The sequence below is a fragment of the Micromonospora sp. NBC_01405 genome, assembly GCF_045040155.1.
GTDB lineage: Bacteria > Actinomycetota > Actinomycetes > Mycobacteriales > Micromonosporaceae > Micromonospora.
Map to the genome: position 1 here is coordinate 4585078 of NZ_CP109532.1, position 26253 is coordinate 4611330.

The following is a 26253-nucleotide window of genomic DNA, read 5'->3' on the forward strand; positions in this document are numbered from 1 at the left end:
TGTGGATGCCCGCTAAGGCAAAGTGGGCGCAGCTTGCCGACAACATCCGTGAGCGGATCGAGTCCGGCGAGCTTGCGCCAGGAGACAAGCTGCCGTCGACCGCGCAGCTCAAACTGGAGCACGGCGTGTCGGCGACGGTCGTGCGGCAAGCGATCCTGGTCCTTCAGATGCAGGGCTGGGTCGAGGGTGTCCACGGTGTCGGGGTGTTCGTCGCCGAGCGGCCGGCGGGCTGACCGATGCGTCCGTGACCGGCGCGTCGTGTCCGAGTGGACCGACGCCGTCACCTCGTTACGCTGGCCGCGATGAGGAGGCGGCATGCTGCTGAGCTTTCGGGTCGCCAACGTGCGGTCCTTCCGCGACGAGCAGGAGGTGCTGCTCGTCGCCCAGGCGGCGGACGACACCCGATGGGTACGTGACGTCCAGCTTGAGGCAGGACAGGGCTTGGCGGTCTACCCGCTCATCGGCGTCTTCGGAGCCAACGCCTCCGGCAAGTCGAACCTGTTGATCGCCCTCTACGAGATGCGTCAGGCGGTCCTCCGCTCCTACGCCGACTGGGCGTCCAGGCCCGGAGTACCGCGAGAGGTCTTCAACCTCGACCCGGAGGCGGCCTCGCGGGTGTCGTTCTTCGAGATCGACTTCATCGAGTCGGGTGTCCGGTACACGTACGGCTTCGAGTTGAGCGCCGAGCGGGTGGAGGGGGAGTGGCTGCATGCCTATCCCCGTGGCCACCGGCAGGTCTGGTTAGACCGGGACGCCAGCCGCGCGAGACAGTTCGAGTTCCCCAGCGAGCGGCTGAGGGACCGGGCGCAACTCGTCCGGTTGACCCGCCCCGACGCCTTGTTCCTCTCGGTCGCGGGTGCGAGCAACCATCCGCAGCTCGGCCCGTTGTTCGCCTGGTTCAGGCGCAACCTGCTCTGGGCCAGCCCCGACAAGAACCTGCGGATCCGGGAGGACTTCACCCGCCAGGAGCTGCGCGGCGTGAAGCGTGACCGGATCGAGGCCCTGCTCCGCGTCGCCGACCTCGGCATCCAACGCATCGAACTCGTCGACCCGCACGACACCTCGACGGAACAGGAGGTCCGGCTCTGGCATGCCGGTTCCCACGGCGACAGCTACCCGGTGGCCTGGGAGGACGAGTCGTTCGGCACCCGTTCGTGGTTCGCCCTCCTGGGGCCGGCGCTGATCGCCCTCGACGAGGGAAGGGTGCTCCTCATCGACGAACTGGACGCCAGCCTCCACCCACGGTTCGCAGCCGAGGTGATCCGGCTCTTCCAGGACCCGGAGGTGAACACCCGGGGCGGCCAACTGATCTTCACATCGCACGACGTGACCGTCCTCGGCGCCCAGCCCGGCGACCGCCTGCTCGACCCGGGCCAGGTGTGGCTGGTGGAGAAGGACAAGAGCGGGGCGAGCTCGCTGTTCCCGCTCACCGATGCGCAGCCGCGCCCCGGCGAGGACCTGCTCGTCTCATACCTGGCCGGCCGTTTCGGCGGGGTCCCTGCCCTCAGTGAGGGGCAGATCGGCCGGCGGCTGCGTGCGCTGCGTGGCGCGGAGGGGGCCGCGTGACCGTGCGCAGGCGTGGCCGCGAATCGTACGAGAGGCCGCCCCGAGGGACCGCGCGCCGGCGGGACGTGTGGGTCTTCACCGAGGGGGAGTTGACGGAGCCCCAGTACGTCGACCTGGTGAAGGACCTCCAACCCGTCCGGCGCAACGAGGTCCACATCGCCAACGACACACGCCGTTCACGGGGCCAGCGGGGACGCGGCACGGGTGGTTCGGGCCGTAAGCCCAAGGATCTGGTCGAGGACGCGATCGACCTGCTCGACAGGCTGCGGGAGCAGGTGCGTGGGCTGCCGGAAGAACTCATGCCGGTCGTCTGGTGCATCTTCGACCGGGACCAGCACGAGGACGTCGACCAGGCAATTGCCCGCGCCGCCCGGGCCGGCGTGCGGGTGGCGTTCTCCCACCCCTGCTTCGAGTTGTGGCGGCTGCTGCACCATCAGCCGTACACCGCCCGGGCCAGCGGGAACTGCGAAGAGGTCGCCCGCCGGCTACCGGACGTTGCTTCGTTGACGGCGCAGGAGCGTAAGGCCGTCACCCTCAGCCAGATCCAGGGCGGTTTCGCCGACGCGAGGAAGCGTGCCGTGCAGCTCGAACGGCAGTATGCCAGTCACGTGCCGTTCAGCCGACGTGACCCGTACACGGACGTCTGGAAGTTCGTCGAGGACCTCGGAGTGACCGAGTACTAGCTTCGACCCCATCGAATGGGAGGCTGGGAAGCCCCAGTCAGAGGCCGAGCAGGATGGCTGCCGAGTTGATCGCGCCGTGCACCACGAGCAGCGGCCACATCCGCCGGTACCGGGACCACAGGTAGCCGAGGAAGAGCCCGGTCACGCCATGGTTGACCGCCAGGACCGCCAGGTCGGTCCCGAGCCGGCCGGTGCCCTGGATGCCGACGTGCCAGGCCGCCCAGACCAGCGACGCCAGCACGATGGCCGGCCAGCGGCCCAGGATCGACTCCCACCGGGTCTGCAACCAGCGCCGGTAGAAGAGCTCCTCCAGCAGTGCGTTGAGTGCGAAGCCCACGATGAGCGTGCCGACCAGCACGGCCGCGTCGACGCTCCGGCCGTAGTCGCTGGGCGGCAGGGCCAGCGGGCCGGCGTAGCTGAGCACGAGCCAGGCCGCCACCGGCAGCGCCGGCCCCCAGCGGTGCACGGCGTCGGCCGGCGCCGGCTCGGGACGCCACCTCGGCGTCCGCCGCCGCGCGAGCCAGAACACCCCCGCCGGTACGCCGAGCAGCAGCGCCAGCTTCAGCAGCGTGTACGCCGGCTCGCCGCCGAGCAGCGGCAGCGTGACCGCGAAGGCGACGGCGGCGAGCAGCAGCGGCACCGCCTCGCGGTACGGCGCGACCGGCCCGGCCCACGGGGCGGGGCGAGCCGGCGGCACCAGCCGAATGAGCGCGATGCCGGCCAGCGCGGGGATCCAGCGGTGCCACATCGGGACGGTGCCGTCGTGGTCGGCGGTGTACCGGATGCCGGTGTCACCGCTGGCGATCAGCCAGAGCGCCGAGCCTACGATCAGGGCCGCGCCGGTTACGAGGACGACCGTGCCCACCCCGGGTCTCGGCACCGACCCGCGATCGTTGATCATCACCGCTCGCACGATACCAATGGCCATCCATCACCTAGCGTGGATCGGGACGCTGCACCGCCTCGATCGTCACCGGTTCCGCCAGGCCCGAGAAACCGGTCGGGTTGGTCGTGTAGAGCGGCAGCCCGTGAACGTGGGCGACTGAAGCAATCATGAGATCCGCGATGCGGCGGCGGGTGCCGCGACCGGAGGCGAAGGTGCGGCGGCGGATCGGGATGAGCCTGCCGATCGGGGTGCCGTTACGGGTGATCGTGAAGGAGTCTCCGCGCTCCACCCCGCGCATGATCGCGCCGGAGTCGTTCCGTAGCTCGCGTTGCGTGAGCTGGCAAGAAGCGTGTTCAGCCACGGGAGCAATCTGTCGAAATGGTGCTACGAGGTGCTACGCAGATCGCCCTGCGGTGTGGCCTCGACCGGTGGGGCGAGGCGGCGCAGCACCGGAGTGAGCGGGTCGAGGGCGTTGGCGCGTACCACGAAGCGGGTGACGCCCCAGCGGCGCTCGTGCTCCGCGACCGCCGCGACGATCTCGTCCTCGGTGCCGATCAGCACGAACGGGGTGGCCAGCAGCTCGGCGACGGTGAGGCCGGTCCGGGTGGCCTGCTCGGCGGCGGCGGCCTCCGCGTCGTCGGTCACCAGTACGGTCTGCACCAGCGCCTCCAGGGCCGGCGGCACGTCCCGGCCTGCCGCACCCTCGGCGACGCGGGCGAGCTGCGCCTGGATCTGGTCGGCCCGCCACCGGGCCTCGTGCTGGTGGCCGTCTTCGAGGGTACGGCCGAAGCCGGCCAGCCCGACCACGTCGGCGTGCGCCCCCGCCCAGCGCAACAACGTCGAGTTGGACGTACCGACGGTCAGCGGGACGCGTCGCTGCACCGGCCGGGGTGAGGTCAGCCGGGCGGCGCGCACGGTCAGCTCGGGGGAGTCCACGGTGACCTCCTCCCCGTCGAGCAGGGCTCGGACCGCCTCGGTGACCGCGACGCAGCGGCGCACCCGGCCGGCCACGTCGGGGCGTTCCCGGCCGACGGCCCGCCACTCGGCCGGGGTGTGGCCGGCACCGACGCCGAGCCGGGCCCGCCCGCCGGAGACCACGTCGAGGGTGGCCACGTCGGCGGCGAGCAGCATCGGCTCGCGGACGCCGAGATTCGACACGTACGAGCCGAGCCCGATCGTCGAGGTCACCGACGCGGCGGCGGCCAGCGCCACGAACGGGTCGCCGCCGGAGCCGGGATGGTCGCCGGCCAGCAGCGCGTCGAAGCCGGCCGCCTCGGCCCGGCGGGCCAGGTCGAGCCAGCTCACGGCGTCGGTGGGGGTGGACTGGACGGAGAAGATCGCCATCGCCCCAGGATGCGTCGTCGCGGCCCCACGGACCGGCTCCGCGACGCGGATTCTGCTGACCGGCGAATCGCCGACGGCGGCCGGGCCGTCCAGCCGGGACCGGGCGGGACCGCCACGGAGCCGTCGTCGTGTCGGGGGTGGCCCCAGCCGCCTGTCCAGCGTCAACGTGTCGGGGGTGGCCCCAGCCGCCTGTCCAGCGCGGCCACCAGGGCGTCGGTGGGCGTGACACCGCTGCTCTTTCCCTGGACGAGAGCCTGGCACGGGGCCCGGCGCAGCCAGAACTCGGCGGTGGCGCCGGTCGCGTCCGCCACGATGAGCGAGTCGAGGACGGCCGGCGGCGGATACCCGGGATAGCTGCCGCAGCTGGTGACTTCTCCCTTGTCGAAGGCGGAGTTGAGGATCGGGCGGAGGGCGTCGGCGTCGTCCCGGTCGCCGTCCTGCCCGACCAGCCGGGCGCTCGCGTCCCCCACCTCGTACCGGCACGCCGCCACCGCCACCAGCCTGCTCGGCAGTTGCGGGTCCTGGCTGGGATTGTCGACCGAGATCTGGTCGTCCAGGCCGCTCCGCCCCGAGGTCAGGCGAAGCCGGCCGGTCGGGATGCTCGGCGCGCAGGCCGGGGTGGGGATGCTGGCGGGCGGCGTTCTGGCGACGGTCTGCGCCCGGTACCGGTCGAGGAAGGTGGCGAACAGGGCGGGGTCCAGTCCACGGCCCTGCGCGCCGTTGACCGCCACCCGGCAGTTGGCGCTGGTGTAGACGGTGACCGGCTGCCGATCGAGGTAGCGCAGGACGTAGGCGAGTTCGTGGTCGTAGAACACCGCGGTGCACCGCAGGTCGCGCTCACCGGCGGCGGGCGACCGGGTGCCTGAACTGGGCTGCTCCGGCGGCAGGGAGTTCAGGGCCCGGACGATGTCGGCGACGCCGGTGCTGAGCACCCGGGGAGCGGTGCCCCCGTGATCCTGCCGACCGGCGGAGTAGGGCACCTCGCAGGCGGTGATCTCCAGGGCCCCCTCGGGCACCAGCGGTTCGCTGTCGCCGTACCGTGCCGATCCGACGTCCGGGAACTCCCGCAGATCAACCGGACAGCGGGCCTCGCGGATGGTCGCCTGGGTCGCCGCCGGTCCCGCCGGGGATTGGTCGCCGCGGAACGTAGCAGCGCAGCGGAGCGCGCCGTGACGAACTCGGCGAAGCTCTCCGGCGGCGTCAGCTCCCGGGGTCGTTGCATGTGAATGTGTACCTCCCGCCCGGTAAACGCGCTGGGCGGGCGGCGAGGTTAACGCGGGGGCCGATTCGGTGCCCCGCGCACCGTCCTCGACGCGGTGTCCGGCACCGCCGCCCGCCCCCGACCAGCCCGGACAGCGCTCATTGCGGGCCACCCACCGCGGGCGCGACCGGGCCGGGCGATGTCACAAGGCCGGCGGGCCGAGGCCGAACAGCTCCTCGGCGGTGCCGGCGTCGGCGCGCAGCGCGTCCAGGGCGGCGATGATCGTCCGCTCCTCGAAGCCGAAGTGCGACTCGACGATGGCGGTGAGGCCGTCCAGCTCGGCGAGCACCCGGGCGGCGGTGGCCGGGTCGGCACCAGGCGGGCCGGCGGCCAGTTCCTCGATCCGGCGCACGATGCCGTCGATCATCCGGTGGTCCTGGGCGAGCTTCTCCAGGACCGGGCGCAGCTGCGGCTCCTCCTCGGCGAGCACCCGGAACGCGCCGGCGTCCTCGCCGGTGTGGTGCGCCGTGAGGGCGGAACAGAAGCTGAGGCAGTGGGCCCGCAGGCTGCGCAGCCGGTCGTCGCCGATCGGCGACGCCGCGCCGGGTTCGAGGCTGGCCCGCAGCCGGGCCAGCTCCTCGCGGAGCCAGTGGTGGATCTCGATCAACTGGGTGCCGAGCGCCATGAGGCGGTCGCCCGGCCGGGGGGAAGGGTGCACGTCAGTCCCGTACGTCCCGCGCCTCCATGCCCTCGGCGGCCTCCTTGCCGGGTGCACCGCGACGCTGACGATGATCCTACCCACTGTGGGTGCCGGCCCTGTGGGCCCGCACCCACAGTGACCGCCGGGTGTCGGCCCCTGCCAACCCGCGCCCGGCGCGGTCGGCCGCGGCCCGATCACCGCTGGCCGGGCGGCTGCTCCCCGGAGGCGTTCTCGCGCCACCGGGCCCGCCAGGCGGCCTCGCTCGCCTCGTGGCTGTCGCGCTCGCGGATGACCTCCTCGTGGAGGGCGAGCCGGCCCTCCGCCATGATGATCACCTCGGCCGCGACCAGGCCCACGCAGATCGCGGTCAACAGCGCCATGGCGGCCAGCCCGGGCAGGCGCACGCCGACCGGAACGCAGGCGACGAGCAGCACGACGGCGGCGACCCGGGTCCAGGACAGCGTGCGCAGCGTGCGGAACTGGAACAGCATGTTCCCGCACAGGTAGCAGGCCACCCCGCCGAAGAGCAGGGGCACGGCCGGGCCGTGGGCCGCCTCGCCGACGGGCACGTCGGGGCTGGTGATCCCGCGCACGATCTCCTCGGCGCCCAGGGCGAACAGGATGATCCCGGCGATCATCGGTAGGTAGAGGTAGGCGAAGGCGTCGCGGGCCATCGTCGCCCGGGGGTGCCCCTTCGCGGCGTGCAGCGCGATCCGGGCGGCCGGCCCGATGACGTCGTAGTGGGCCCACCACAGCGCCGCGGTGAAGAAGATGCCGAGGACGGCCGCGGCGATCGCCGGCCAGGTGGGCGGCTGGCCGAGCAGGTTGCTGCCGACGCCGACCGAGATGACCGACTCGCCCAGCGCGATGATCAGGATGAGGTCGTAGCGTTCCGTCCAGTGCTCCGCGGACGGCACCGCCCACCCCTCGGTGCCGAAGAGCCCCGTGCCGTACTGGAGCAGCACCACGCCCACCCAGAGCCCGTTGCGGGTCAGGGTCGCCCAGCCCAGATCGTTGATCAGGGAGGGGACCAGCGCTGCCGCGAGCAGCAGGAGCGTGCTGAGCACGACCTCCGGGGCGAACCGGAGAAGCTGCCGGCGCTCCTCCGGGCTTTCCCGCGCGGCGTACAGGTAGAGGAGGAGCATATGCACGCCGCGGATGACCACGTAGCTGACCGCGACGACCACCGGCCCTGCTGAGCCCTCGCGCGGATCGTCGAAGGCCTGGGGCAGCGCCAGCGCGAAGCAGAAGAGCGCGGCCATCCCGACGACCATCAGCACCGGGACGAAGCCCTGGCCGAGCCGGATCCGGGTGGCCACCACGCTGTGCACCACCCAGGCCCACCAGAGCACGGCGAGCACCAGCATGGCGTGCAGCAGGGACGAGCCGGTGATCTCGGCGGCGGTCGCCCGGGTGATGATGAAGAACGAGAAGACGAAGACCAGGTCGAAGAAGACCTCGAACCTGTCGACCCGGGCGCCCGGGGCGATCGCCACGGCCGGGCCGAGCCTCCGCCGCCGGTTGCCGCCCACCCGTCCACTCTCGCAGCGCGCGATGGGCCCGGGGCCGATTCGGCTCAGGGCACGTCGAGGAGTACCGGCGACGGGCGCCCCGGTCGGTGTGACCGGGGCGCCCGTCGCGTGGGACAGCGGAAGTTACAGGCCGAGTTCGGCCTCGAAGTTACCGGCCTCCAGCCGCGCCTTGACCGCGACCAGGAAGCGGGCCGCGTCCGCGCCGTCGATCAGCCGGTGGTCGTACGACAGGGCCAGGTACACCATCGAGCGGACCGCGACGACCTCGCCCAGTTCCGGGTCGCTCACCACGACCGGGCGCTTCACCACGGCGCCCGTGCCGAGCATCGCCGACTGCGGCGACGGCACGATCGGGGTGTCGAACAGCGCGCCCCGGCTGCCGGTGTTGGTCAGCGTGAACGTCGCCCCGGCGATCTCGTCCGGGCTGATCTTGTTGGTCCGGGTGCGCTCCGCCAGGTCGGCGATCCGCTTGGCGATCCCGCCCAGGTTCAGGTCACCGACGCCGTGGATCACCGGCACCATCAGGCCGCGCTCGGTGTCCACCGCGATGCCGAGGTGTTCGGCCTCCGGGTAGGTGATCGTCCCGGCGTCGAGGTCCATGCTGGCGTTCACGATCGGGTACGCCTGGAGCGCCTCGACCGCCGCGAGGGCGAAGAACGGCAGGAACGACAGCTTCACCCCGTGCCGCTGCTGGAACGAGTCCTTGGCCCGGGCCCGCAGCTTGGCGACCTTGGTGACGTCCACCTCGACCACCGTGGTGAGCTGCGCCATCTCGTGCAGCGACTGCTGCATCCGCTTGGCGATGGTCGCCCGGATCCGGGGCAGCTTCTCGGTGGTGCCACGCTTCGCGCTCGGCTGCGGCTTCGCGGCCGGCTTGGTCGGGGCCGCCGGGGCGGCCGGCTGCGCCGCCGGGGCCGGGGCGGCCTTCGCCGCCTTGGCCCGCTCCGCCGCCTCCAGCACGTCCTGCTTGCGGATCCGGCCACCCACACCGGTGCCGCTGATCGAGGACAGGTCAACCCCGTGCTCGCCGGCCAGCTTGCGTACCAGCGGGGTCACGTACCCGGCAGCCTCCTCGCCGCCGCCCTCGGCGGGTGCCGACGGGCGCTGCGGGGCGGCGGTCGGTGCCGCGGGCTGGGCCTGCTGCTCGGCCTGCACCGGCTTGGCCGAGGTCTCGGCCTCCGCCGCAGGCTCGTTGTACGACTGACCCGGGGTCGGCTCCTGCACCTTCGGCTCCGGCTTGGCCTCGGCCTTCGGCTCCGGCTTCGGCTCGGGCTTGGCCTCGGCCTTCGGCTTGGCCTCTGCCTTCGGCTCTGCCTTCGGCTCGGGCTTCGCCTCGGCCGGGGCGGCACCGGCCGCGCCGATGATCGCCAGGTCGGCGCCGACGGCAGCGGTCTCGTCCTCGGCGACCTTGATCTCCAGCAGGGTGCCGGCGACCGGCGACGGGATCTCCGTGTCGACCTTGTCGGTCGAGACCTCCAGCAGCGGCTCGTCCACCTCGACGGCGTCGCCGACCTGCTTGAGCCAGCGGGTCACCGTACCCTCGGTGACGCTCTCACCCAGGGCCGGCATCTTGACCGGGGTGCCCTCGCCCGACGGGGCCGGGGCGGCCTGGGCCGCCGGCTCCTCGACGGCCGGCTGCTCCGCCTCGGCCTGCGGCTCGGCGGCGGCCTCGGCGGCCTCCTCGGCCGGCTCCTCCTGCTGCGGCGCGGCGGCCTCGCCGCCTCCCGACTCGCCGCCCGCCGACTCGCCCTCGCCGGCGATGACGGCCAGCTCGCTGCCCACCTCGGCGGTCTCGTCCTCGCCCACCACGATCCGGCTCAGCACACCCGCCGCCGGGGACGGGATCTCGGTGTCGACCTTGTCGGTCGAGACCTCCAGCAGCGGCTCGTCGACCTCGACGGTGTCGCCCTCCTGCTTGAGCCAGCGGGTGACGGTGCCCTCGGTGACGCTCTCGCCGAGCCGAGGCATGGTGACCGATACCGGCATGTTCTAAAACTCCTTCATTCCCCTGGTGCGATTTCGCCCGTCTGCCGCCGGACGCCGCGGAATCAGTTCTCGATCAGGCGTGCGCGTGCAGCGGCTTGCCGGCGAGGGCGAGGTGCGCCTCGCCCAGGGCCTCGCCCTGGGTCGGGTGGGCGTGCACGAGCTGCGCCACCTCGGCCGGGTAGGCCTCCCAGTTGTAGATGAGCTGCGCCTCGCCGACCAGCTCGCCGACCCGGGCGCCGACCATGTGTACGCCGACGACGGGGCCGTCCTCGACCCGTACCAGCTTCACGAAGCCGGCGGTCTTGAGGATCTGGCTCTTGCCGTTGCCGCCCAGGTTGTAGTTGTACGTCTTGACCTTGTCGGCGCCGTACTGCTCCTTGGCCTTCGCCTCGGTGAGGCCGACCGACGCCAGCTCCGGGTCGCAGTAGGTGACCCGCGGGATGCCGGCCTCGTCGATCACGGCCGGGTTCTGGCCGGCGATCTCCTCGGCGACGAAGATGCCCTGCTGGAAGCCACGGTGGGCGAGCTGGAGGCCGGGCACGATGTCGCCGACGGCGTACACGTTCGGCACGCCGGTGCGCAGTCGCTCGTCGGTCAGCACGTAGCCGCGGTCGGTCTTGACGCCCTGCTCCTCGTACCCGAGGTCGGCGGTGTTCGGGCCGCGGCCGACGGCGACCAGCAACAGCTCGGCCTCGATGGTCTCGCCGCCGGCGATGGTGACCTTTACGCCCTTGTCGGTCTTCTCGACCTTCTCGAACGGCTTGCCGACCTTGAAGTTGATCTTCCGCTTGCGGAAGGCCCGCTCCAGCGCCTTCGACGACTCCTCGTCCTCGGCGGCGACCAGCCGGGGCAGCGCCTCGATGATCGTCACGTCCACGCCGAAGGACTTCCACACGCTGGCGAACTCGACGCCGATCACGCCACCGCCCAGCACGATCGCCGAGGAGGGGACCCGGTCGAGGTTCAGCGCGTGGTCGCTGGTGATGATCTTTTCGCCGTCGACCTCCAGGCCGGGCAGGCTCTTCGCGTACGAGCCGGAGGCCAGCACGACGTTGCGGCCCGTGTAGCGCTTGCCGTCGACCTCGACGACGTTCGGGGCGACCAGCTTGCCGGCGCCCGCGACGAAGGTGATGTTCTTGGAGCTGCCCACCAGGCCCTGCAGGCCCTTGTACAGCCGGGAGATCACCCCGTCCTTGTACGAGTTGACGCCCGCCATGTCGACGCCCACCAGCTCGGCCTTCACGCCGAACTGCTCGGACTCGCGGGTCTGGTCGGCGATCTCGGCGGCGTGCAGCAGGGCCTTCGTCGGGATGCAGCCGTTGTGCAGGCAGGTCCCGCCGAGCTTGCCTTTCTCGACCAGTGCGACCGACAGGTCCAGTTGGGCGGCGCGCAGCGCCGCCGCGTAGCCGCCGCTGCCACCTCCGAGGATGACGATGTCGAAGGTTGCGTCGTTCGGCTCGCTCACGTCCAACTCCCAGTTCGCGTCACTGCATCGGGGGTCACGGCGGGGTGGCACGGACAGTCCCCACCTCGGTCATCTTGTCACCACCGCCCATCGGCCGCGTAGTGAGGTGCCCAACGACACGTCACCGACACGTACGCTTGGCACCGGTTTCGATGACGGACACGGGGGAGACGGTCGGTGGCGCTGTTCCGACGACGCAAGCAGGCGCGCCCGGCGGGCCGCGATCGCGCCTCCGACCGCGCCGATCTCGAACACCTGGAGAACTTCGTCCGAACCCGGCGGGGCGTCGAGGCGTTCATCGAGCCACGGACCACCGTCACCGAGACCACGGTGATCCTCATCGCCGACGACGGGGAGTGGACCCGCCGCCGCGTCGACGGCCCCGATGGTGCCCGCCGCTTCGCCCACAAGCTGGCCATCCCCGTCTACGACGTCCGCCTGATGGGCTACCCACAGCGCATGCGCGACTACAACGAACGCCGCAAGCGCCGCCCCCACCTCCCCTGACCCCCGACCTCCCCTGCCCCCCCGAGCCCCCCGAGCCCCTCTTTCACGGAAAGAGTGGCCATTCCGCGCGGAATGGCCACTCTTTCCGTGAAAGTGCGCGTCTTTACCTGTGCGCGTCTTTACCTGTGCGCGTCTTTACCTGTGCGCGTCTTTACCTGTGCGCGGGAGGTCAGCCGTTGGTGGCGACGTCCTCGACCAGGTGGATCAGGGTGCGGACCGGGACGCCGGTGCCGCCCTTGGTCCAGTAGCCGACCGGCTCGCCCGAGTGGTAGCTCGGGCCGGCGATGTCGATGTGCGCCCAGGCCACCTCGTCGGTGACGAACTCGCGCAGGAACACCCCGCCCTGGAGCATGTGACCCGCCCGGTCCATCCCGGCGTTGACCTGCGAGATGTCGGCGACGTCGGAGTCCATCCCCTTACGCACGTCGTCCGGCAGCGGCATCGGCCAGGCCGGCTCGCCGACCGCGTCGCCGGCCACCCGGACCCGCTCGCACAGCTCCGGGCTGCCCATCACCCCGGCGATCCGCTTGCCCAGCGAGATCACCTGACCGCCGGTCAGGGTGGAGGTCTCGAACAGGTAGTCGGCGCCGTCCTCGCACGCCCGGGCGAGGGCGTCGCCCAGGACCATCCGGCCCTCGGCGTCGGTGTTGAGCACCTCCACCTTCTTGCCGTTGTACATGGTGATCACGTCGCCCGGCCGGTAGCTCGTGCCCGACGGCATGTTCTCGGCCATCGGCAGGTACCCGGTCACCGCGACCGCCGGCTTGAGCGCGGCGATCGCCAGCATGGCCGCGCCGACCGCAGCCGCGCCACCCATGTCGGACTTCATCTCCCACATGCCCTGGGCCGGCTTGATCGAGATGCCGCCGGTGTCGAAGGTGATGCCCTTGCCGACCAGCGCCACCCGCTTGCCGGTGCCGCCGCCCTCCGGCGTGTAGGTCAGCTTGACCAGGCGCGGCGGGGCCTCGGAGCCCTGGCCGACGGCGATGATGCCGCCGTAGCCGCCGGCCGCCAGGGCCTTCTCGTCGAGCACCTCGACGCCGAGCCCGGCAGCCCGCGCGGCCTCGGCCACCACGTCGGCGAACGCCGGCGGACGCAGCATGTTCGGGGCGGTGTTCACCCAGTCCCGGGTCAGCCGGACCGCGCCGGCCACCGCCTGCGCCCGCTCGACCTCCGCCCGGGCGGTCGCGTCGCCGGCCTCCGGGACGGCGATCAGCACCTCGGCCACCGGCTCACGCCGGGCCGGCTGCGGCCGGGTCTTGTACCCGGCGAAGCGGTACGAGCCGAGCAGCGCGCCCTCGGCGACCGCGCGCAGCGCGGCGGGGGCGTCGGCGTCGTCGGGCAGCGGCAGGGTCAGCGCCACCCGGCGCGCTCCGGCCAGGGCCCGGACCACCGAGCCGGCGGCCCGGCGCAGCGTCTCCGGCGCCGGGGCGGCGCCGGTCGGCTCCGCGCCGAGCCCGACCGCGGCGACGACCGGGGCGGTGATGGTGCCCAGGGTGGCCAGCTTGATCACCTCGCCCGGGGCGCCGGTCGCGCCGAGCAGCGCCAGCGTCTCGGTCAGCTTGCCGTCGAAGGCGGCGGCGATGCTCTCGGCACCGCTGGCGAGCAGCAGCGCGCCGGCCGGACCGGCGACGTCCTGCTCTCCGGTCTGGCTGTGCAGGCCGATCACGATCGCGTCGACGGCGAGCTCGGCGGGGTCGGTGTCGACCAGGCTGATGGTGGTGCTGGGCGATGTCACTGAGCTACTCCGGGCGGGCCGGGCCGGCCGCGTCGTCGCGTACCGGCGATGAAGGTCTCCGGCGGTAACGTACCGCCGGACGATTGGGGCTGTCCCACCGAACTGCTCCGGCGGGCTCCCGCCGATGCTAACCAGCCGTTAAGGCACCGGTAAGTTGCCACCCATGACCGACGTGACCTCCGACGCCGCCGCGACCCGGCCGCGCCGTTCCCCGCTGCACGGGCGGCACACCGCCCTCGGTGCCAAGTTCGCCCTGTTCGGTGGCTGGGAGATGCCGCTGGAGTACGCCGGCGGCGGAGTGCTCAAGGAACACACGGCGGTCCGTACCGGGGTCGGGGTGTTCGACGTGTCGCACCTGGGCAAGGCCCGGGTGGTCGGGCCCGGGGCGGCGGACTTCGTCAACGCCTGCCTCAGCAACGACCTCGGCCGGATCGGCCCCGGCCAGGCGCAGTACACGCTCTGCTGCGACGACGCGACGGGCGGCGTGGTCGACGACATCATCGCCTACCTGCACGCCGAGGACCACGTCTTCCTGATCCCGAACGCCGCGAACACGGCCGAGGTGGTGCGCCGCCTGCGGGCCGCCGCGCCGCAGGGGCTGGTCGTCACCGACGAGCACGAGGCGTACGCGGTGCTCGCCGTGCAGGGGCCGCGCTCGGCGGAGCTGCTCGGCGCGCTGGGCCTGCCCACCGACCACGGCTACATGAGTTTCCGCGCCGCCACCCTGGCCGGCGCGGACCTGGTGGTGTGCCGCACCGGCTACACGGGCGAGCTGGGCTACGAGCTGGTGGTGCCGGCCGAGCATGCCGTCGCGGTCTGGGACGCGATCTTCGCCGCGGGCGAGGCGTACGAGCTGCGGGCCTGCGGGCTGGCGGCGCGGGACACCCTGCGCACCGAGATGGGGTACCCGCTGCACGGGCAGGACCTGTCGCCGGAGATCACCCCGGTGCAGGCGCGCTCGGGCTGGGCGGTCGGCTGGGACAAGCCGGCGTTCTGGGGCCGCGACGTGCTGCGCGCCGAGAAGGCCGCCGGTCCGGCGCGTACGCTGCGCGGCCTGGAGGCGGTCGACCGGGCCATCCCGCGCCCCGGCATGCCGGTGTACGCCGGCGACACGCAGGTCGGCACGGTGACCAGCGGCACCTTCTCGCCGACCCGCAAGCAGGGCATCGCCCTGGCGCTGCTCGACACGTCCGCCGCCCTCGCCGACGGCGACACGGTCGAGGTCGACATTCGCGGCCGCCGCGCCCCCATGCGCCTCACCCGCCCCCCTTTCGTAACCCCCTCAGTCCGCTGACCCACCCCACGCTGACCCGCCCCGCCTGACCCCGCCCCCGACGTTCAAGGGGGATGGGGTCAGGCGGGGCGGTTGTCGTCGGCGTCCAGGACTGCCTGGGTCCAGCCGCCCTCGGTCACGCCGGTTCCGTCGAGTACCGCCCAGTCGACCACGTCCGCCGCCTCGATCGTCACGGGGGAGCCGATACGGACCGTGGGGTCGGTGTCGGCGTCGGTGACGCTGGCCCCGACGATCCGCTCCGGGGACTCCCACGAGGTCACCCCTGCCCAGACGTGCTCGGGGCCCTCGTCGGCGGGTAGGCCGTACTTGACCACGAGCTGCGACTCGCCGGGCAGCCCACCGGCCAGGAAACGGGCCCGGATGTCGTCCAGGCCGGCCCGGGCGGTGGCGATCGCCGTGCTCATCGCGTCGCCCCGGCGGGCGTAGCGCTTGTCCGGCTGGATGCCGTTGAACAGGGTGGCACAGGCCGCCGCGAAGTACCTTCCCGCCGGCCCCGGGTGCCCCGACGGCGGGCGCAGGCTCAGGAACGAGTCGGCCTCCGGGTCCGTGGCCGGGTCCAGCTCCAGCTGCAGCAGCACCGGCGCGGTCGCCCCGTGCTGCTCCGGATTGCCGTACGCCACCGCGATGTCGTGCCCGGTGATCGTGGCGAGCACCGGAAGCTGCACGAACGCCGGCACCTCCTCGCCGGCCAGCCCGTCGGTCCAGTCCCGCAGCAGCCGCCGGGCCGCCCCGGTCATCACCGCGCCCCAGGCCCTGGTGAGGTGGTCGGGCACCCCCTGGGTCTGCAACTCCAGCAGCCCGAACCGGCGCAGCCCCTTGGTGGTGAACCACAGCCCGTCGGCGTCCGAGGAGTACGGCACCAGCACCCAGTCGACCAGCCGGATCCGGCCCTGCTCGTCCGGCAGCGAACGAAGCGCCGCCGCCGGGTCGAGGAACTGGAGGCCGAAGACGTCCACCACGTCGCCGCCGACGGTTTCGGCGACCGCGGCGGCCACCGCCCGGGCTGCCCACTCGTGCGCGGGCGGCCAGCCCGGCCGGTACTCCGCCTGCACCACCACCAGGTGGGTGGCCGCGGCGAGCCGGTCGAGCTGCGCCCCGGTCGCCCCGAACGCGGTGAGCAGGTCCGGCGGCAGCGCGGGGAACTCGGAGATCGGCCGGGTGTCCACGCTCATCAGCGGGCTGTCCAGCATCTGGGTGGCCAGCCCGTGCACCGGCTCGGCGAGCCGGCCGGCCAGCGCCCGCACGGCGGTCTTCGCGCTGACCCTCGGCAGCCCCGCCATCGGCACCAGGTAGGTGGCGCTGAGTGACTCGGGGACCGGGACGGGCAGGAAGTCGTCGGTGATGAGCATGTGGGTCCCCCGTCTCCCCGCGCCGGCCTGTCGCCCGAACGCTACCCGGCCCGGCGGGCCCGGATCAGCGGGTCAGCACCAGACCCAGGTAGACCAGCGTGGTGACCAGCTCCACGGCGGCGCCGAGCACGTCACCGGTGATCCCGCCGAGGCGGCGTACCACGTGGCGCAGCAGCGGGGCCGCGACGGCGACGGCGGCGAGCACGACGAGCGGCCCCTGCCACGGGCGGCCCGGCACGGCGGCGACCGCGACGACCGCGACGGCGGCCGTGCCGAGCGCCGCAGCGACCGGGCCGACGGTGCCGGCGACCAGCGCGCCCAGCCCGTCCGGCCGGGCCGCCGGCACCCCGCGCCGGCAGGCCAGGGTGACCCCGAGCCGGCCGGCCGCCGTCGCCGTCACCACCGCCGCGAGCGCCGCCGGCCACGACCGGCCCGCCAGCTCCGCGAGCGCCGCCGCCTGCACCAGCAGTACGACCACCAGCGCGGCCACCCCGAACGGGCCGACGTCCGGCTTCTTCATGATCTCCAGCGCCGCCGCCCCACGCCGGTACGACCCGAGCGCGTCCACGGTGTCGGCCAGCCCGTCCAGGTGCAGCCCTCGGGTGAGCAGGGCGCCCACCGCGACCGTCACCCCCGCCGCGACCAGCGGTGCGGCGGCGGCGGCGAGGAGCAGCAGAGTCCCGGCCAGCATCGCCCCGAGCAGCGCGCCGACCGCCGGGGCCAGCGCCATCGCGGCGCCCGCCGTGGCCCGGTCCACCCGGCCGGGGCGTACCGGCAGGACGGTGAACGTGGTGAGCGCGAGCCGGACGCCGTCGGCGTGCCTTCGTCCGGCCGGCCCGGCGTGCCCGGTCCGGTCGTCGGGTTCAGCCGGCACGCCAACCGGCCGGGTCCGGCTGGGCCGGCTGGTCGGGCCCGGTGGTGGCGGGCCCGGTGGCGGCCGGTTCGGGGCCGGTGGGTCCGGGTTCGGTCGGTTCGGGGCCGGTCGGTTCGGGGGTGGCCGGGCCGGGGCCGGCCGGCTCCGGCTCGCGGAAGTCGGGCACCCCGTCGCCCGGGTCCTCCCCGCCGTCGCCCTCGCGGCCGGGCTCCTCGCCGCCGGGACCGGGGCGGGCGGGCTCCGGGCGGGTGGGCAGCGCGGCGGCCAGCGACAGCACCGAGCGCAGCAGCGGCAGCGCGGCCAGCGCGTTGGCACCCTCGCCCAGGTCGAGGCGCAGGTCCAGCAGCGGGGTCAACCCCAGCACGTCGGCGGCGAGCCGGACCGCCGGGTGACCGCCGCAGTCGGCGAGCAGGCACCAGTGCCGGGCCTGCCCGGCCAGGTCCCGGCTGACCATGCCGGCGGCCAGGCCGACCGGGCCGTCCAGCAGCACCGGGATCCGGCGGGCGGTCGCGCCGAGCAGCACGCCGGTGGCCACCGTGATGTCCCCGCCGCCCAGCTCGGCCAGCACGTCCTTGGCGTTCCGGGGTGAGCGCCGGGTCCGGTGCATCGCGTCCCGGACCGCCGCGCAGCGCCGCATCCAGGCCGCGTCGTCGATCTCGCCGTTCGCCGTCACCACCCGGCCGAGCACGGCCGGCGGCTCCGCGCCCGCGGTCGCCGCGAGCACCGCCGCCGCGGCGGCTTCGGCCCCGGCCCCGCACGACGCCAGCACCAGCAGCTGTACGCCCGCGTCGGCGGCCTCCTCGGCCAGCCGCCAGCCGTACCGCAGGGCCTTCTCCACCGTTTCGTGGTCCAGCGCCGCAACGCCCTCCATCGGCTCGGCGGCCGGCGCGTCCACCACCTGGAGGCTGGCGCCGCTCTCGGCGGCCAGCCGGGCCAGCACGCCCTGGCCGGCGCGGGCCTGCGCGGCCCGCCGGGCCGACTCGCCGGGCATGGAGCCGGCGGCGGCCCCCCCGGCGTGGTCGCCGTGCAGCAGCAGCACCCGCACGGTGCCCCAGGGCGCCGGGGTGGCGGTGCCCTGGGTGGCGGCGGCGAAGCCGACCACCCGTTCCAGCACGCCCAGCCCGGCGCCGGGCACGTCCAGGGTGGCGAGCCGCTCCGTCGCCTGCGGCCCGGCGTACTCGTCGGGCATGGGCAGTTCCATGCCGGCCTGGATGACCAGGCCCGTGGCGACCACCGGCAGCGCCATGGTGGGCGCCGACCAGGGCGCGCCGACCGGCTCCGGCGGGGCGGTCGGGGTGAGCACGTCCGGCAGCTTGACCTCCCGCTCGCCGTCGTCGGGCCGGGCGGCGGCCGGTTCCGGACGCGCGGACGCGTCCCCGGTCCACGTCACCGGCGCGGCCTGCCCAACCTGCGCGCCCTGCCCCTGCCCCTGCCCGGCCTGCGCCGGGACGGTGGCGGTGGCGGTGGCGCGCGGGACGGCGGAGGGCTTCAACCAGCACGCCTGGCCGGCGACCACCAGGACCACCGCGTCACACGCGTCGGCGACGGCCCGGTTGGCCGCCCCGAGGGCATCGGTGAACGCCCGGCCCAGCGGGGTGGTGGGCACCAGCGACAGCCCCACCTCGGGGCTGACCAGGACCACCCGCGCCGGGCAGTCGCGGAGCGCCGCAGCCAGCTCGGCGATGGTCGCCGTGTCGTCCGCCGGCTGGTGGGCCGGGTCGAGCAACACCGTCACCCAGCCGCCGAGGTCGTCGACGAGCAGCGTGTCGTTCGGCCCGGCCGAGGAGACGACGTCGGCCAGCCGACGCGGGTCGTCGGCGGTCTCCTCGGTGCTCCAGCTCCCCGGGCGGCGGCTCCGGTGCGCCTCCAGCCGGGCCGCCCACTCGGCGTCCTCCGGATCGCCGGACGCCGACGTCGCCACGTAACGCACCGTGGGCGCGTCGGCCACCAGCGACTCCGCGAACTCGGACTTGCCGGAGCGGATACCGCCGAGCACCAGGACCGTGTTCCACCCGTCAACGGACATGTCCGTACCTTAAAGCCGCCGGACGCCGCGCCGCCCGCCGGCCCGGCTCACCCGCAGTGCTCGAAGGGGCTGCCGTAGCCGACCCCACCGATCGCGCCGCCCCACCGCACGCAGGTCCGGTCCGCGTCCGCCCGGACGGGCCCGGCGTAGTAGGCGAAGGAACCGCTGTCGGTGCTGCGGGCCTTCCCCTTCACCTCCAGGTACGCCGACACGGCCGACTTGACGCCGACGGCGGTGTCCTTGAGCGTCACCACGCAGTTCCGGCCGGTCGAGGCCTGGTAGAGCAGGAACACCCGGCCCCGCCGCGCCCGATCGGAGCCGGTGAGGGTGGCCGTGTCGATCACCTGGTATCCGCTGCCGCAGGCCTGCGCCGCGGTGTACGGGTTCGGCTTCGGCGGGGCGGCCGTGGTCGGAGCGGTGGTGGGGCTCGCGGCGCCGGAGGGGCGGCCTGTGGCCCCGTCGGCGGGTGAGCGTGTCGGCCGGGCGGAGGCGCTGGGGCGGCCGGACCCGGACGGCGTGGTCGGGTCGGCGGCACCGGTCGCGTCGGGCCGGGCCGGGCGTGCCGGCCCGGTGGCGTCCGGCGCGGGCGTGGCGGGCGCCGAGCCGACGGTCAGGGCCGTCCGCTGCTCCGGCGGCACCGGGTCGCCGTCCGGCCACAGCGTCGTCGCGGCGACCACGGCGGCCAGCACCGCGACCACCGCGCCGGCGACCCCGGCCAGGGCGAGTCGCCGGTTCCGGCGCGGCCGGCCGGCCGGATCCTCCCGGGTGGGTGCCGGGCCGGCTTCTCCCGCCGTCCCGGCCGGGGCGGGAGCGGGCTGGGCGGGAGCGGGCTGGGCCGGGCCGGGATCCGGCTGGGCCGGGCCGGGAGCGGGCTGGGCGGGAGCGGGCTGGGCCGGGCCGAGATCCGGCTGGGCCGGGCCGGGAGCGGGCTGGGCCGGGCCGAGATCCGGCTGGGCCGGGCCGGGAGCGGGCTGGGCCGGGGCGGGGGCGAGATGGGCCGGGCCGGGGGCGGGGACGGGATGGGCCGGGGCGGGGACCGCCCAGGGCGGGCGGGCCGGGACCGGGAAGCGGGTCAGGGTCGCCTCGCGGGCCTGTTCCGCCGCGTCCGCCAGTTCCGCCGCGCTGGCGTACCGGTCGGCCGGGCGTTTCGCCACCGCCCGTGCGACCAGCTCGACCACCGCTGCCGGGGTGTCCGGCGGCAGCGGATCCGGCTCGTCCTGGGCGTGCCGCAGCGCCACCTGCAACGGGTTCTCGCCGTCGAACGGCGGCCTGCCGGCCAGGCAGTAGTAGGCGACCGCACCGAGGGCGTAGACGTCGGAGGACGCCGACACCGGCTGCCCGGTGGCCTGCTCCGGGGACATGTACGACGCGGTACCGAGCACCACGTGCGCGGCGGTGCTGCCGGCCGTGCTCCCGGACAGGGCGATGCCGAAGTCGACCAGCACCACCGTGCCGTCCCGCTTGACCAGCAGGTTTCCCGGCTTGACGTCGCGGTGCACGATCCCGCCGGTGTGCGCGGCGTGCAGCGCCCCCGCCGCCTGTGCCACCACCGACATGGTCGACGCCGGGTCCAGTCGCCCGGCGCGGCGCAGCCAGACCACCAGTGACTCGCCGTCGACGTACTCCATCACCAGGTAGCTCACCCGGCTGCCGTCGTCGAGGACGGCCTGCCCGACGTCGTGCACGGCGACGATGCCGGGGTGCCGCAGCGCGGCCATCATCCGGGCCTCGGCCTGGAACCGGGTGGTGAACTCCGGATCGTCGCCCAGCGACGGCAGCAACACCTTGACCGCCACCTCGCGGTCGAGCAGCGTGTCGATGCCCCGCCAGACGGCCCCCATGCCCCCGGTCGCGACGCGCTCGTCGAGCCGGTACCGGCCGTTGAGCACCACCCCCTGAGTCACCACCGCGTCACCGTACCGGCGACGCCGACCACGGTCACCTATCGCCCGCCGGGGCCGGTCGCGGCCCCCGGGCGGAGCGTCGGGCCGTCCGACGCCGCGGCCGACTACGCTTGCGGGGTTCGTCACAGGGGACTTCAGCGGCGAGGGGAGACGCGGCATGGCGTGGAGCTGGCGGTACGAGGGCGCGAACGGCGAGTCGACCGAGGGGCCGACGGAGACGTTCGGGAGCCAGGCGGACGCCGAGTCGTGGATCGGCCAGGCATGGCGGGAGCTCGCGGCGTCCGGCGTCACCTCGGTCGTGCTCGTCGAGGACGACCGGGTCGACTACCGGATGAGCCTGCAGCCCCCGGCCGAGTGATGGTGTCGGACCGTCCGGGCGGCGGCGAGCCGCTCGTGCTCGGCGTGCCCCGGGCGGCGTTCCGGCCCAGCCCGGTGTTCCTGGCGTTGGTCGCGCTGTTCGTGACCAGCGCCGTGCTGGCCTGGAACCGGATCGGCAACGTCCGGTTCGACGTGTTCCTGCTCGTCGTCTCGGGCTGGCTGGTGTCGCTCTGCCTGCACGAGTACGCCCATGCGGTGATCGCCTACCGGGCCGGGGACCGCAGCGTCGCGCACCGGGGTTACCTGACGCTCAACCCGTTCAAGTACACCCACCCCCTGCTGTCGATCGTGCTGCCGGTGGTGGTGGTGCTGCTCGGCGGGATCGGCCTGCCCGGCGGCGCGGTGTGGGTGGACCGGCACGCCATCCCGGGGCGGCTGCGGCACACCCTGGTCAGCCTCGCCGGGCCGGCTACCAACGTGCTGTTCACCCTGCTGCTGGTGGCTGTGCTGCGGATCGGGTTCGGCGGGGGTGGGTCGGTGGAGTTCTGGGCCGGGCTGGCGCTGCTGGCGTTCCTCCAGCTCACCGCCAGCGTGCTGAACCTGCTGCCCGTGCCCGGCCTGGACGGCGGCAACATGATCCAGCCGTGGCTGAACCCCCAGTGGCGGCGGATGTACGACCTGTTCGCCCCGTACGGGTTCATCCTGCTCTTCGCGCTGCTGTGGAACCCGCGCATCGGCGGCTGGTTCTTCGACGCGGTCTTCGCCGTGGCGAACCTGCTCGGCCTGCCCCCGTGGCTCTACGCCGCCGGCCTGGAGCTCATCCGCTTCTGGCGCGGCTGATCAGAGGTTGGGCTCGGCTGATCAAGGGCTGAGCGTGGCTGATCCGGGTCCGGCCGGCGCACTCGCGCCGGCCGGACCCGAGGGTCACGGCCGCTGGGGCGGGGACTGGGTCTTCGCCGGGTCGCGCTCGACGATCGGGTCGAAGATGTCGTCGATCGCCTTCAGCAGGCCCTCGTCCAGCTTCACGCCGGCCGCCTTGACGTTGTCGCGCACCTGCTCCGGCCGGGATGCGCCGATGATCGCCGAGGAGACGTTCGGGTTCTGCAGCACCCAGGCGATGGCGAGCTGCGGCATGGTCAGCCCGGCCTGCTCGGCCAGCGGCTTGAGCTGCTGCACCCGGGTCAACACGTCGTCGGTGAGGAACTTGGCGATGAAGCTCGCCCCGGACTTCTCGTCGGTGGCTCGGGAGCCGGCCGGCGGCGGCTGGCCCGGCAGGTACTTTCCGGAGAGCGCGCCCTGGGCCATCGGCGACCAGACGATCTGCCCGAGGCCCAGCTCCTCGCTGGTCGGGACGACCTCGGTCTCGATGACCCGCCACAGGATCGAGTACTGCGGCTGGTTGGAGACCAGCGGGACGCGCAGCTCGCGGGCGAGCCGGTAAGCCTCGCGGATCTCCGACGCCCTCCACTCGGAGACGCCGATGTAGTGCGCCTTGCCGGAGTGCACGACGTCGGCGAAGGCCTCCATCGTCTCCTCCAGCGGCGTGCTGTGGTCGTACCGGTGGGCCTGGTAGAGGTCCACGTAGTCGGTCTGCAACCGGCGCAGCGAGCCGTTGATCGACTCCATGATGTGCTTGCGGGACAGGCCGCGGTCGTTGCGACCCGGGCCGGTCGGCCAGTAGACCTTGGTGAAGATCTCCAGACCCTCGCGGCGCTCGCCCTTGAGGGCCCGTCCGAGCACCTCTTCGGCCTTCGTGCCGGCGTACACGTCGGCGGTGTCGAAGGTGGTGATGCCCGTCTCCAGCGCGGCCCGGACGCAGGCGGTCGCCGCGTCCTCCTCGACCTGCGAGCCGTGGGTGATCCAGTTGCCGTACGAGATCTCGCTGACCAGCAGGCCCGAGCGGCCCAGGTGTCGGAATTCCATTCCCCGACCCTAGCCCTGATCGATCACGCTAACCCGTCGACAGACCCGCCGCCGACGCGCGTCACAGCAACGGCGTGGTGTCGGCCAGGAGCCGGTCGATCTGCTCCACCACCCGGTCCCGGCTCGGGTGCACCGGGTCGAGCAACGGCTCGCCCCGCCGGTCGAGCGCGCCCCAGCGGCCGGCGCCGTCGCCGACCAGGAACGCGACCGGGTGCACGACCAGCGCGGGGTGCGTCGGCGCCACGACCATCCGGCCGGTCCGGTCCACCACCCCACGTCGGCCGTTCAGCTCCACCACGGCCAGGCCCTCGTCGGTGAAGCCGTCGACGTAGCGTCCGTCGGCGAGCGCCGTGGTGAGGCCGTGGTACCGGGTCGGCACGACCACTGTGCCGGCCCGGTCGACGGCTCCCCAGCCGCCGTCGGCCCGGACCGCCGCCACGCCGCGCCGGAACGGGCGTACGTCGTCGAAGCCCGGCGGGATCACCACGATGTTGGCCGGGTCGATTGCCATCCAGTCGCCGGTGCCGTCCATCGAGACCCAGGCCAGGCCGTCGGAGAACGAGCCGACCGCGCGGTAGCCGTTGTTGGCCTGGATGAGGGTGTGCCCGGCCTCGTCGATCAGCGCCCAGCGGGCGGCCTCCGGGCGGCGTACCCAGGCCATCCCCTCCCGGAACGGCTGCACCTCGGCGTGGTCGGTGCCGACGACCAGGTTGCCGTCGGCGTCGGCGTACCCCCACCGGTCCAGGTCCTCGTCGTACGTGGGCACCGGCGGCCGGCCGGTGTGCAGGATCTCGTCCCGGCTGCGCGGGTACGGGCCGAAGCCGTCCCGGCCGGCCCGCTCGGCGACCGCGTCGAGGGCCACCCGGGTCCGGCCGGTCAGCTCGGCGTCGGCCGCCCGGTGCAGGTCCAACGCCCGCTCGAAGTGGTGACACGCCTCGATCAACCGGCCCTGGTCGTAGCTGCTCCGCCCGGCGTGCTCGTGCAGGGCCGCGCGCAGCCGGTCGGGCAGCTCGGTCGAGTTGGCCTCGGCGAACAGCCGGTCGGCCTCGGCGAACTCGCCCCGCCAGCGCAGCACGTGGGCCAGCCGGGCCCGCGTCAGCGCGGTCCGCCGGAACTCGCCGGTGGTCTCGGCGTAGGTCAGGGCGAGCCGGGCGTCGTCGAGCGCGTCGTCGAGGTCGCCGAGGATCCGGGACGCGACGGCCCGCAGGCTGAGCAGCCGGGCCCGGGACCGGTTGTCCAGGGCGACGGCCAGCTTGGCGGTCAGCCCGTCCCGTACCGCACGCAACCGCCCCGGGTCGTCGGTCTCCTCCCGCAGGGTCTCCGGGTGCAGGCGCCACCGCAACGCCGCGAGCGCCCGCTCCGGGTCGGCGACACCGGCCGCCCCGTCGGTCGGGGCAACGCCCCACCGGTCCTGCCCAACCCGCACGTCCACTGCGGGGACGGACCCCGACCCGGCGGGCGACACCGGCCGCCCGGGCGGCCCGGACACGGGGTAGGCCGGCACTCCCGACACGGGGTAGGCCGGCACTCCCGACACGGGGTAGGCCGGCACTCCCGACACGGGGTAGGCCGGCACTCCCGACACGGGGTAGGCCGGCACTCCCGACACGGGGTAGGCCGGCACTCCTGATACGGGGTACGTCGGCACCCCGGAGATGGGCCGCGCGGGCGGCTCCGAGGCGGGCCGTGCCGGCGGTCCCGAGATGGGCCGCGTCGGCGGTATGGAGGCGGGCCGTGCCGGTGGCGCGGAGACGGGACGTGTCGGCTGCTCCGGCGTCGAGGGCGCCGACACCGGTGCCGCCACAGCCCCACCCCTCGGCGCGGATGCCGGTCCCTCCTCCGCCGGCACCGCGACGGGCGAGGTTCCCGAGGTTGCCGTCACGGACGGCGGGCGGGCCGCGTCCGGGGCCGGTGCCTGCTCGGGGGCCGGTGGTGCGGGCCTGCTCGGTCGGAACCAGGCGTCCGCGTGGTCCGGGGCGGGCGCAGGGGCGCGTGACGGCTCGTTCGACACCGGAGCGTCGGGGCTGTTTGTCGGCGGTGCGGGTTGCGCCGTGGGGGAGTCGGCCGGCGCGGCCGTGGTCACGGTGTCCTGCGGCGCGGGGGCGGTCACGGCCGACGGCGGTTCGTCGGGGACGGCCCTCGCCTCGTCGGCGACGACACGCGGTTCGTCCACCAGGACCAGCGGCTCGACGGCTCCGACATGCGGCTCGTCGGCGTCGACGAGACCGTCGACGTCCCTGCTGTCGACGTTCCTGCTGTCGGTGTCCGTGTCGTCGGTGTCCGCCTCGGGGTTGTCGGCGTCCATGCCGACGGCGGCATCGCCGAGGTCCACGGCGAGGCCGGTGTTGTCGGCGTCGGGCAGCGGACCGGCCGGCGGCTCCGGGTAGCCGACGATGGCATCCAGCCGGTCGTCGTCCACCCCATTGATGTCCGTCGGGCTGACGTCCGGCTCGGCGGGTCGTGGATCGACCGGGCCCGGATCTGGCTCGACCGGCGGCTCAGGGACGGCCTGGACCGCAGACATCGGCTCCGGGACCGCAGGCAACGGGTCGGTCGACGCCTCGGCTGGCTCCGGCTGGCGCGGAACCGGCCGTGCTTCCGCGCGCTCGGTGGTGCTGTCGTCCTCGGTTCGCAGGGGCGACGACAACTCGCCCGCGTCCGGCGTCCCGACACCGGCGTCCGGCGTCCCGACACCCGCGTCCGGCTCTGCGGCCTCGGGCGCCGGGCTGGGGTCGGCGGGCGCCCCGGCGGCGATCGGAAGGCGATCTGCCGGGATGGGCGGAACTGGCCCGGCAACATCCACCGGTACGGACTCGTCGGCCACCGCGTCCACCGTGCCCGCCGCTGTCGGTGTGCCGGTGTGCGGGGCTGACCCCACCAGCGGTTCGTCCCGCTGTGCGGGTGCGGATACGTGCCCGGCCGGTTCGGGGGCCGGCAGGAACTCCAGTCGAAGCCGG

The 26253-nt window shown here is 74.1% G+C and carries 22 protein-coding genes; 7 read left to right on the forward strand and 15 right to left on the reverse strand.

All coding sequences use genetic code 11. The features are described from left to right. Positions 1 to 5: 5 nt before the first annotated feature. The 3 genes from OG559_RS20115 (at position 6) to OG559_RS20125 (ending at position 2249) form a co-directional block, all read left to right on the forward strand. Entirely contained in the window at positions 6 to 233 is a 228-nt protein-coding gene (locus tag OG559_RS20115; protein WP_405105902.1) for a winged helix-turn-helix domain-containing protein, read from the forward strand. A gap of 82 nt (positions 234 to 315) precedes the next feature. Beyond that, positions 316 to 1566, forward strand: a complete 1251-nt coding sequence (locus OG559_RS20120) for an ATP/GTP-binding protein (RefSeq protein WP_405105904.1) — start codon at positions 316 to 318, stop codon at positions 1564 to 1566. Between the two features lie 65 nt (positions 1567 to 1631). Further along, a complete protein-coding gene (locus OG559_RS20125) occupies positions 1632 to 2249 on the forward strand; it encodes an RloB family protein (RefSeq protein WP_405105906.1) in 618 nt (205 codons plus the stop codon). A gap of 37 nt (positions 2250 to 2286) precedes the next feature. Here OG559_RS20125 and OG559_RS20130 read toward each other — a convergent pair whose 3' ends face one another. From OG559_RS20130 to lpdA, 8 genes are all read right to left on the reverse strand, one after another. After that, entirely contained in the window at positions 2287 to 3150 is an 864-nt protein-coding gene (locus OG559_RS20130; protein ID WP_405116815.1) for a CPBP family intramembrane glutamic endopeptidase, read from the reverse strand. 34 nt (positions 3151 to 3184) lie between these two features. After that, positions 3185 to 3496 carry a type II toxin-antitoxin system prevent-host-death family antitoxin gene (locus tag OG559_RS20135; protein ID WP_405105908.1) on the reverse strand — a complete coding sequence of 104 codons (312 nt, stop codon included), beginning with the start codon at positions 3494 to 3496 and terminating at the stop codon, positions 3185 to 3187. 23 nt (positions 3497 to 3519) lie between these two features. Then, positions 3520 to 4479, reverse strand: coding sequence for an LLM class flavin-dependent oxidoreductase (locus tag OG559_RS20140; RefSeq protein WP_405105910.1), 960 nt, complete (start codon positions 4477 to 4479; stop codon positions 3520 to 3522). A 161-nt stretch (positions 4480 to 4640) separates the two neighbouring features. Then, positions 4641 to 5495, reverse strand: coding sequence for a hypothetical protein (locus OG559_RS20145; protein WP_405105912.1), 855 nt, complete (start codon positions 5493 to 5495; stop codon positions 4641 to 4643). Positions 5496 to 5882: 387 nt separating this feature from the next. Further along, positions 5883 to 6398: a hemerythrin domain-containing protein gene (locus OG559_RS20150; protein WP_405105914.1), complete on the reverse strand. Its 516-nt coding sequence runs from the start codon at positions 6396 to 6398 to the stop codon at positions 5883 to 5885. 176 nt (positions 6399 to 6574) lie between these two features. After that, the gene (locus OG559_RS20155) at positions 6575 to 7912 is read right to left on the reverse strand and encodes a low temperature requirement protein A (RefSeq protein WP_405105916.1); all 1338 of its coding nucleotides are present in this window, start codon (positions 7910 to 7912) and stop codon (positions 6575 to 6577) included. Between the two features lie 123 nt (positions 7913 to 8035). Further along, the gene (gene sucB, locus OG559_RS20160) at positions 8036 to 9898 is read right to left on the reverse strand and encodes a 2-oxoglutarate dehydrogenase, E2 component, dihydrolipoamide succinyltransferase (RefSeq protein ID WP_405105918.1); all 1863 of its coding nucleotides are present in this window, start codon (positions 9896 to 9898) and stop codon (positions 8036 to 8038) included. Positions 9899 to 9971: 73 nt separating this feature from the next. After that, positions 9972 to 11363, reverse strand: coding sequence for a dihydrolipoyl dehydrogenase (lpdA, locus tag OG559_RS20165; protein WP_405105920.1), 1392 nt, complete (start codon positions 11361 to 11363; stop codon positions 9972 to 9974). Between the two features lie 177 nt (positions 11364 to 11540). Here lpdA and OG559_RS20170 point away from each other — a divergent pair, with 177 nt between their 5' ends. Further along, the gene (locus OG559_RS20170) at positions 11541 to 11870 is read left to right on the forward strand and encodes a hypothetical protein (protein ID WP_405105922.1); all 330 of its coding nucleotides are present in this window, start codon (positions 11541 to 11543) and stop codon (positions 11868 to 11870) included. Between the two features lie 169 nt (positions 11871 to 12039). Here OG559_RS20170 and OG559_RS20175 read toward each other — a convergent pair whose 3' ends face one another. Next, positions 12040 to 13608, reverse strand: coding sequence for a leucyl aminopeptidase (locus OG559_RS20175; protein WP_405105923.1), 1569 nt, complete (start codon positions 13606 to 13608; stop codon positions 12040 to 12042). A gap of 163 nt (positions 13609 to 13771) precedes the next feature. Here OG559_RS20175 and gcvT point away from each other — a divergent pair, with 163 nt between their 5' ends. After that, positions 13772 to 14902: a glycine cleavage system aminomethyltransferase GcvT gene (gene gcvT, locus OG559_RS20180; protein ID WP_405105925.1), complete on the forward strand. Its 1131-nt coding sequence runs from the start codon at positions 13772 to 13774 to the stop codon at positions 14900 to 14902. Positions 14903 to 14961: 59 nt separating this feature from the next. Here the strand turns inward: gcvT and OG559_RS20185 are convergent, their stop codons facing one another. From OG559_RS20185 to OG559_RS20200, 4 genes are all read right to left on the reverse strand, one after another. After that, positions 14962 to 16251, reverse strand: a complete 1290-nt coding sequence (locus OG559_RS20185; RefSeq protein WP_405105927.1) for a DUF2314 domain-containing protein — start codon at positions 16249 to 16251, stop codon at positions 14962 to 14964. 64 nt (positions 16252 to 16315) lie between these two features. Then, the gene (locus OG559_RS20190) at positions 16316 to 17125 is read right to left on the reverse strand and encodes an adenosylcobinamide-GDP ribazoletransferase (RefSeq protein WP_405105929.1); all 810 of its coding nucleotides are present in this window, start codon (positions 17123 to 17125) and stop codon (positions 16316 to 16318) included. After that, positions 17115 to 19151 (reverse strand): bifunctional adenosylcobinamide kinase/adenosylcobinamide-phosphate guanylyltransferase, encoded by a 2037-nt coding sequence (locus OG559_RS20195; RefSeq protein WP_405105931.1) that lies wholly within the window; start codon positions 19149 to 19151, stop codon positions 17115 to 17117. The genes OG559_RS20190 and OG559_RS20195 overlap by 11 nt, the downstream gene beginning before the upstream one ends. Positions 19152 to 19198: 47 nt before the next feature. Next, positions 19199 to 21058, reverse strand: coding sequence for a serine/threonine-protein kinase (locus OG559_RS20200; RefSeq protein WP_405105933.1), 1860 nt, complete (start codon positions 21056 to 21058; stop codon positions 19199 to 19201). A gap of 154 nt (positions 21059 to 21212) precedes the next feature. Between OG559_RS20200 and OG559_RS20205 the strand changes: the two genes are divergently transcribed. Both OG559_RS20205 and OG559_RS20210 read left to right on the forward strand, forming a co-directional pair. Next, the gene (locus OG559_RS20205; RefSeq protein WP_396671022.1) at positions 21213 to 21413 is read left to right on the forward strand and encodes a hypothetical protein; all 201 of its coding nucleotides are present in this window, start codon (positions 21213 to 21215) and stop codon (positions 21411 to 21413) included. Continuing rightward, positions 21413 to 22213 carry a site-2 protease family protein gene (locus OG559_RS20210; RefSeq protein ID WP_405105936.1) on the forward strand — a complete coding sequence of 267 codons (801 nt, stop codon included), beginning with the start codon at positions 21413 to 21415 and terminating at the stop codon, positions 22211 to 22213. Before OG559_RS20205 ends, OG559_RS20210 begins: the two co-directional genes overlap by 1 nt. Before the next feature lie 84 nt (positions 22214 to 22297). On the opposite strand, the gene OG559_RS20215 is transcribed toward OG559_RS20210, so the two are convergent. After that, a complete protein-coding gene (locus tag OG559_RS20215) occupies positions 22298 to 23296 on the reverse strand; it encodes an aldo/keto reductase family protein (protein WP_405105938.1) in 999 nt (332 codons plus the stop codon). A 61-nt stretch (positions 23297 to 23357) separates the two neighbouring features. Continuing rightward, entirely contained in the window at positions 23358 to 26174 is a 2817-nt protein-coding gene (locus tag OG559_RS20220; RefSeq protein ID WP_405105940.1) for a WG repeat-containing protein, read from the reverse strand. Between the last annotated feature and the right edge of the window lie 79 nt (positions 26175 to 26253).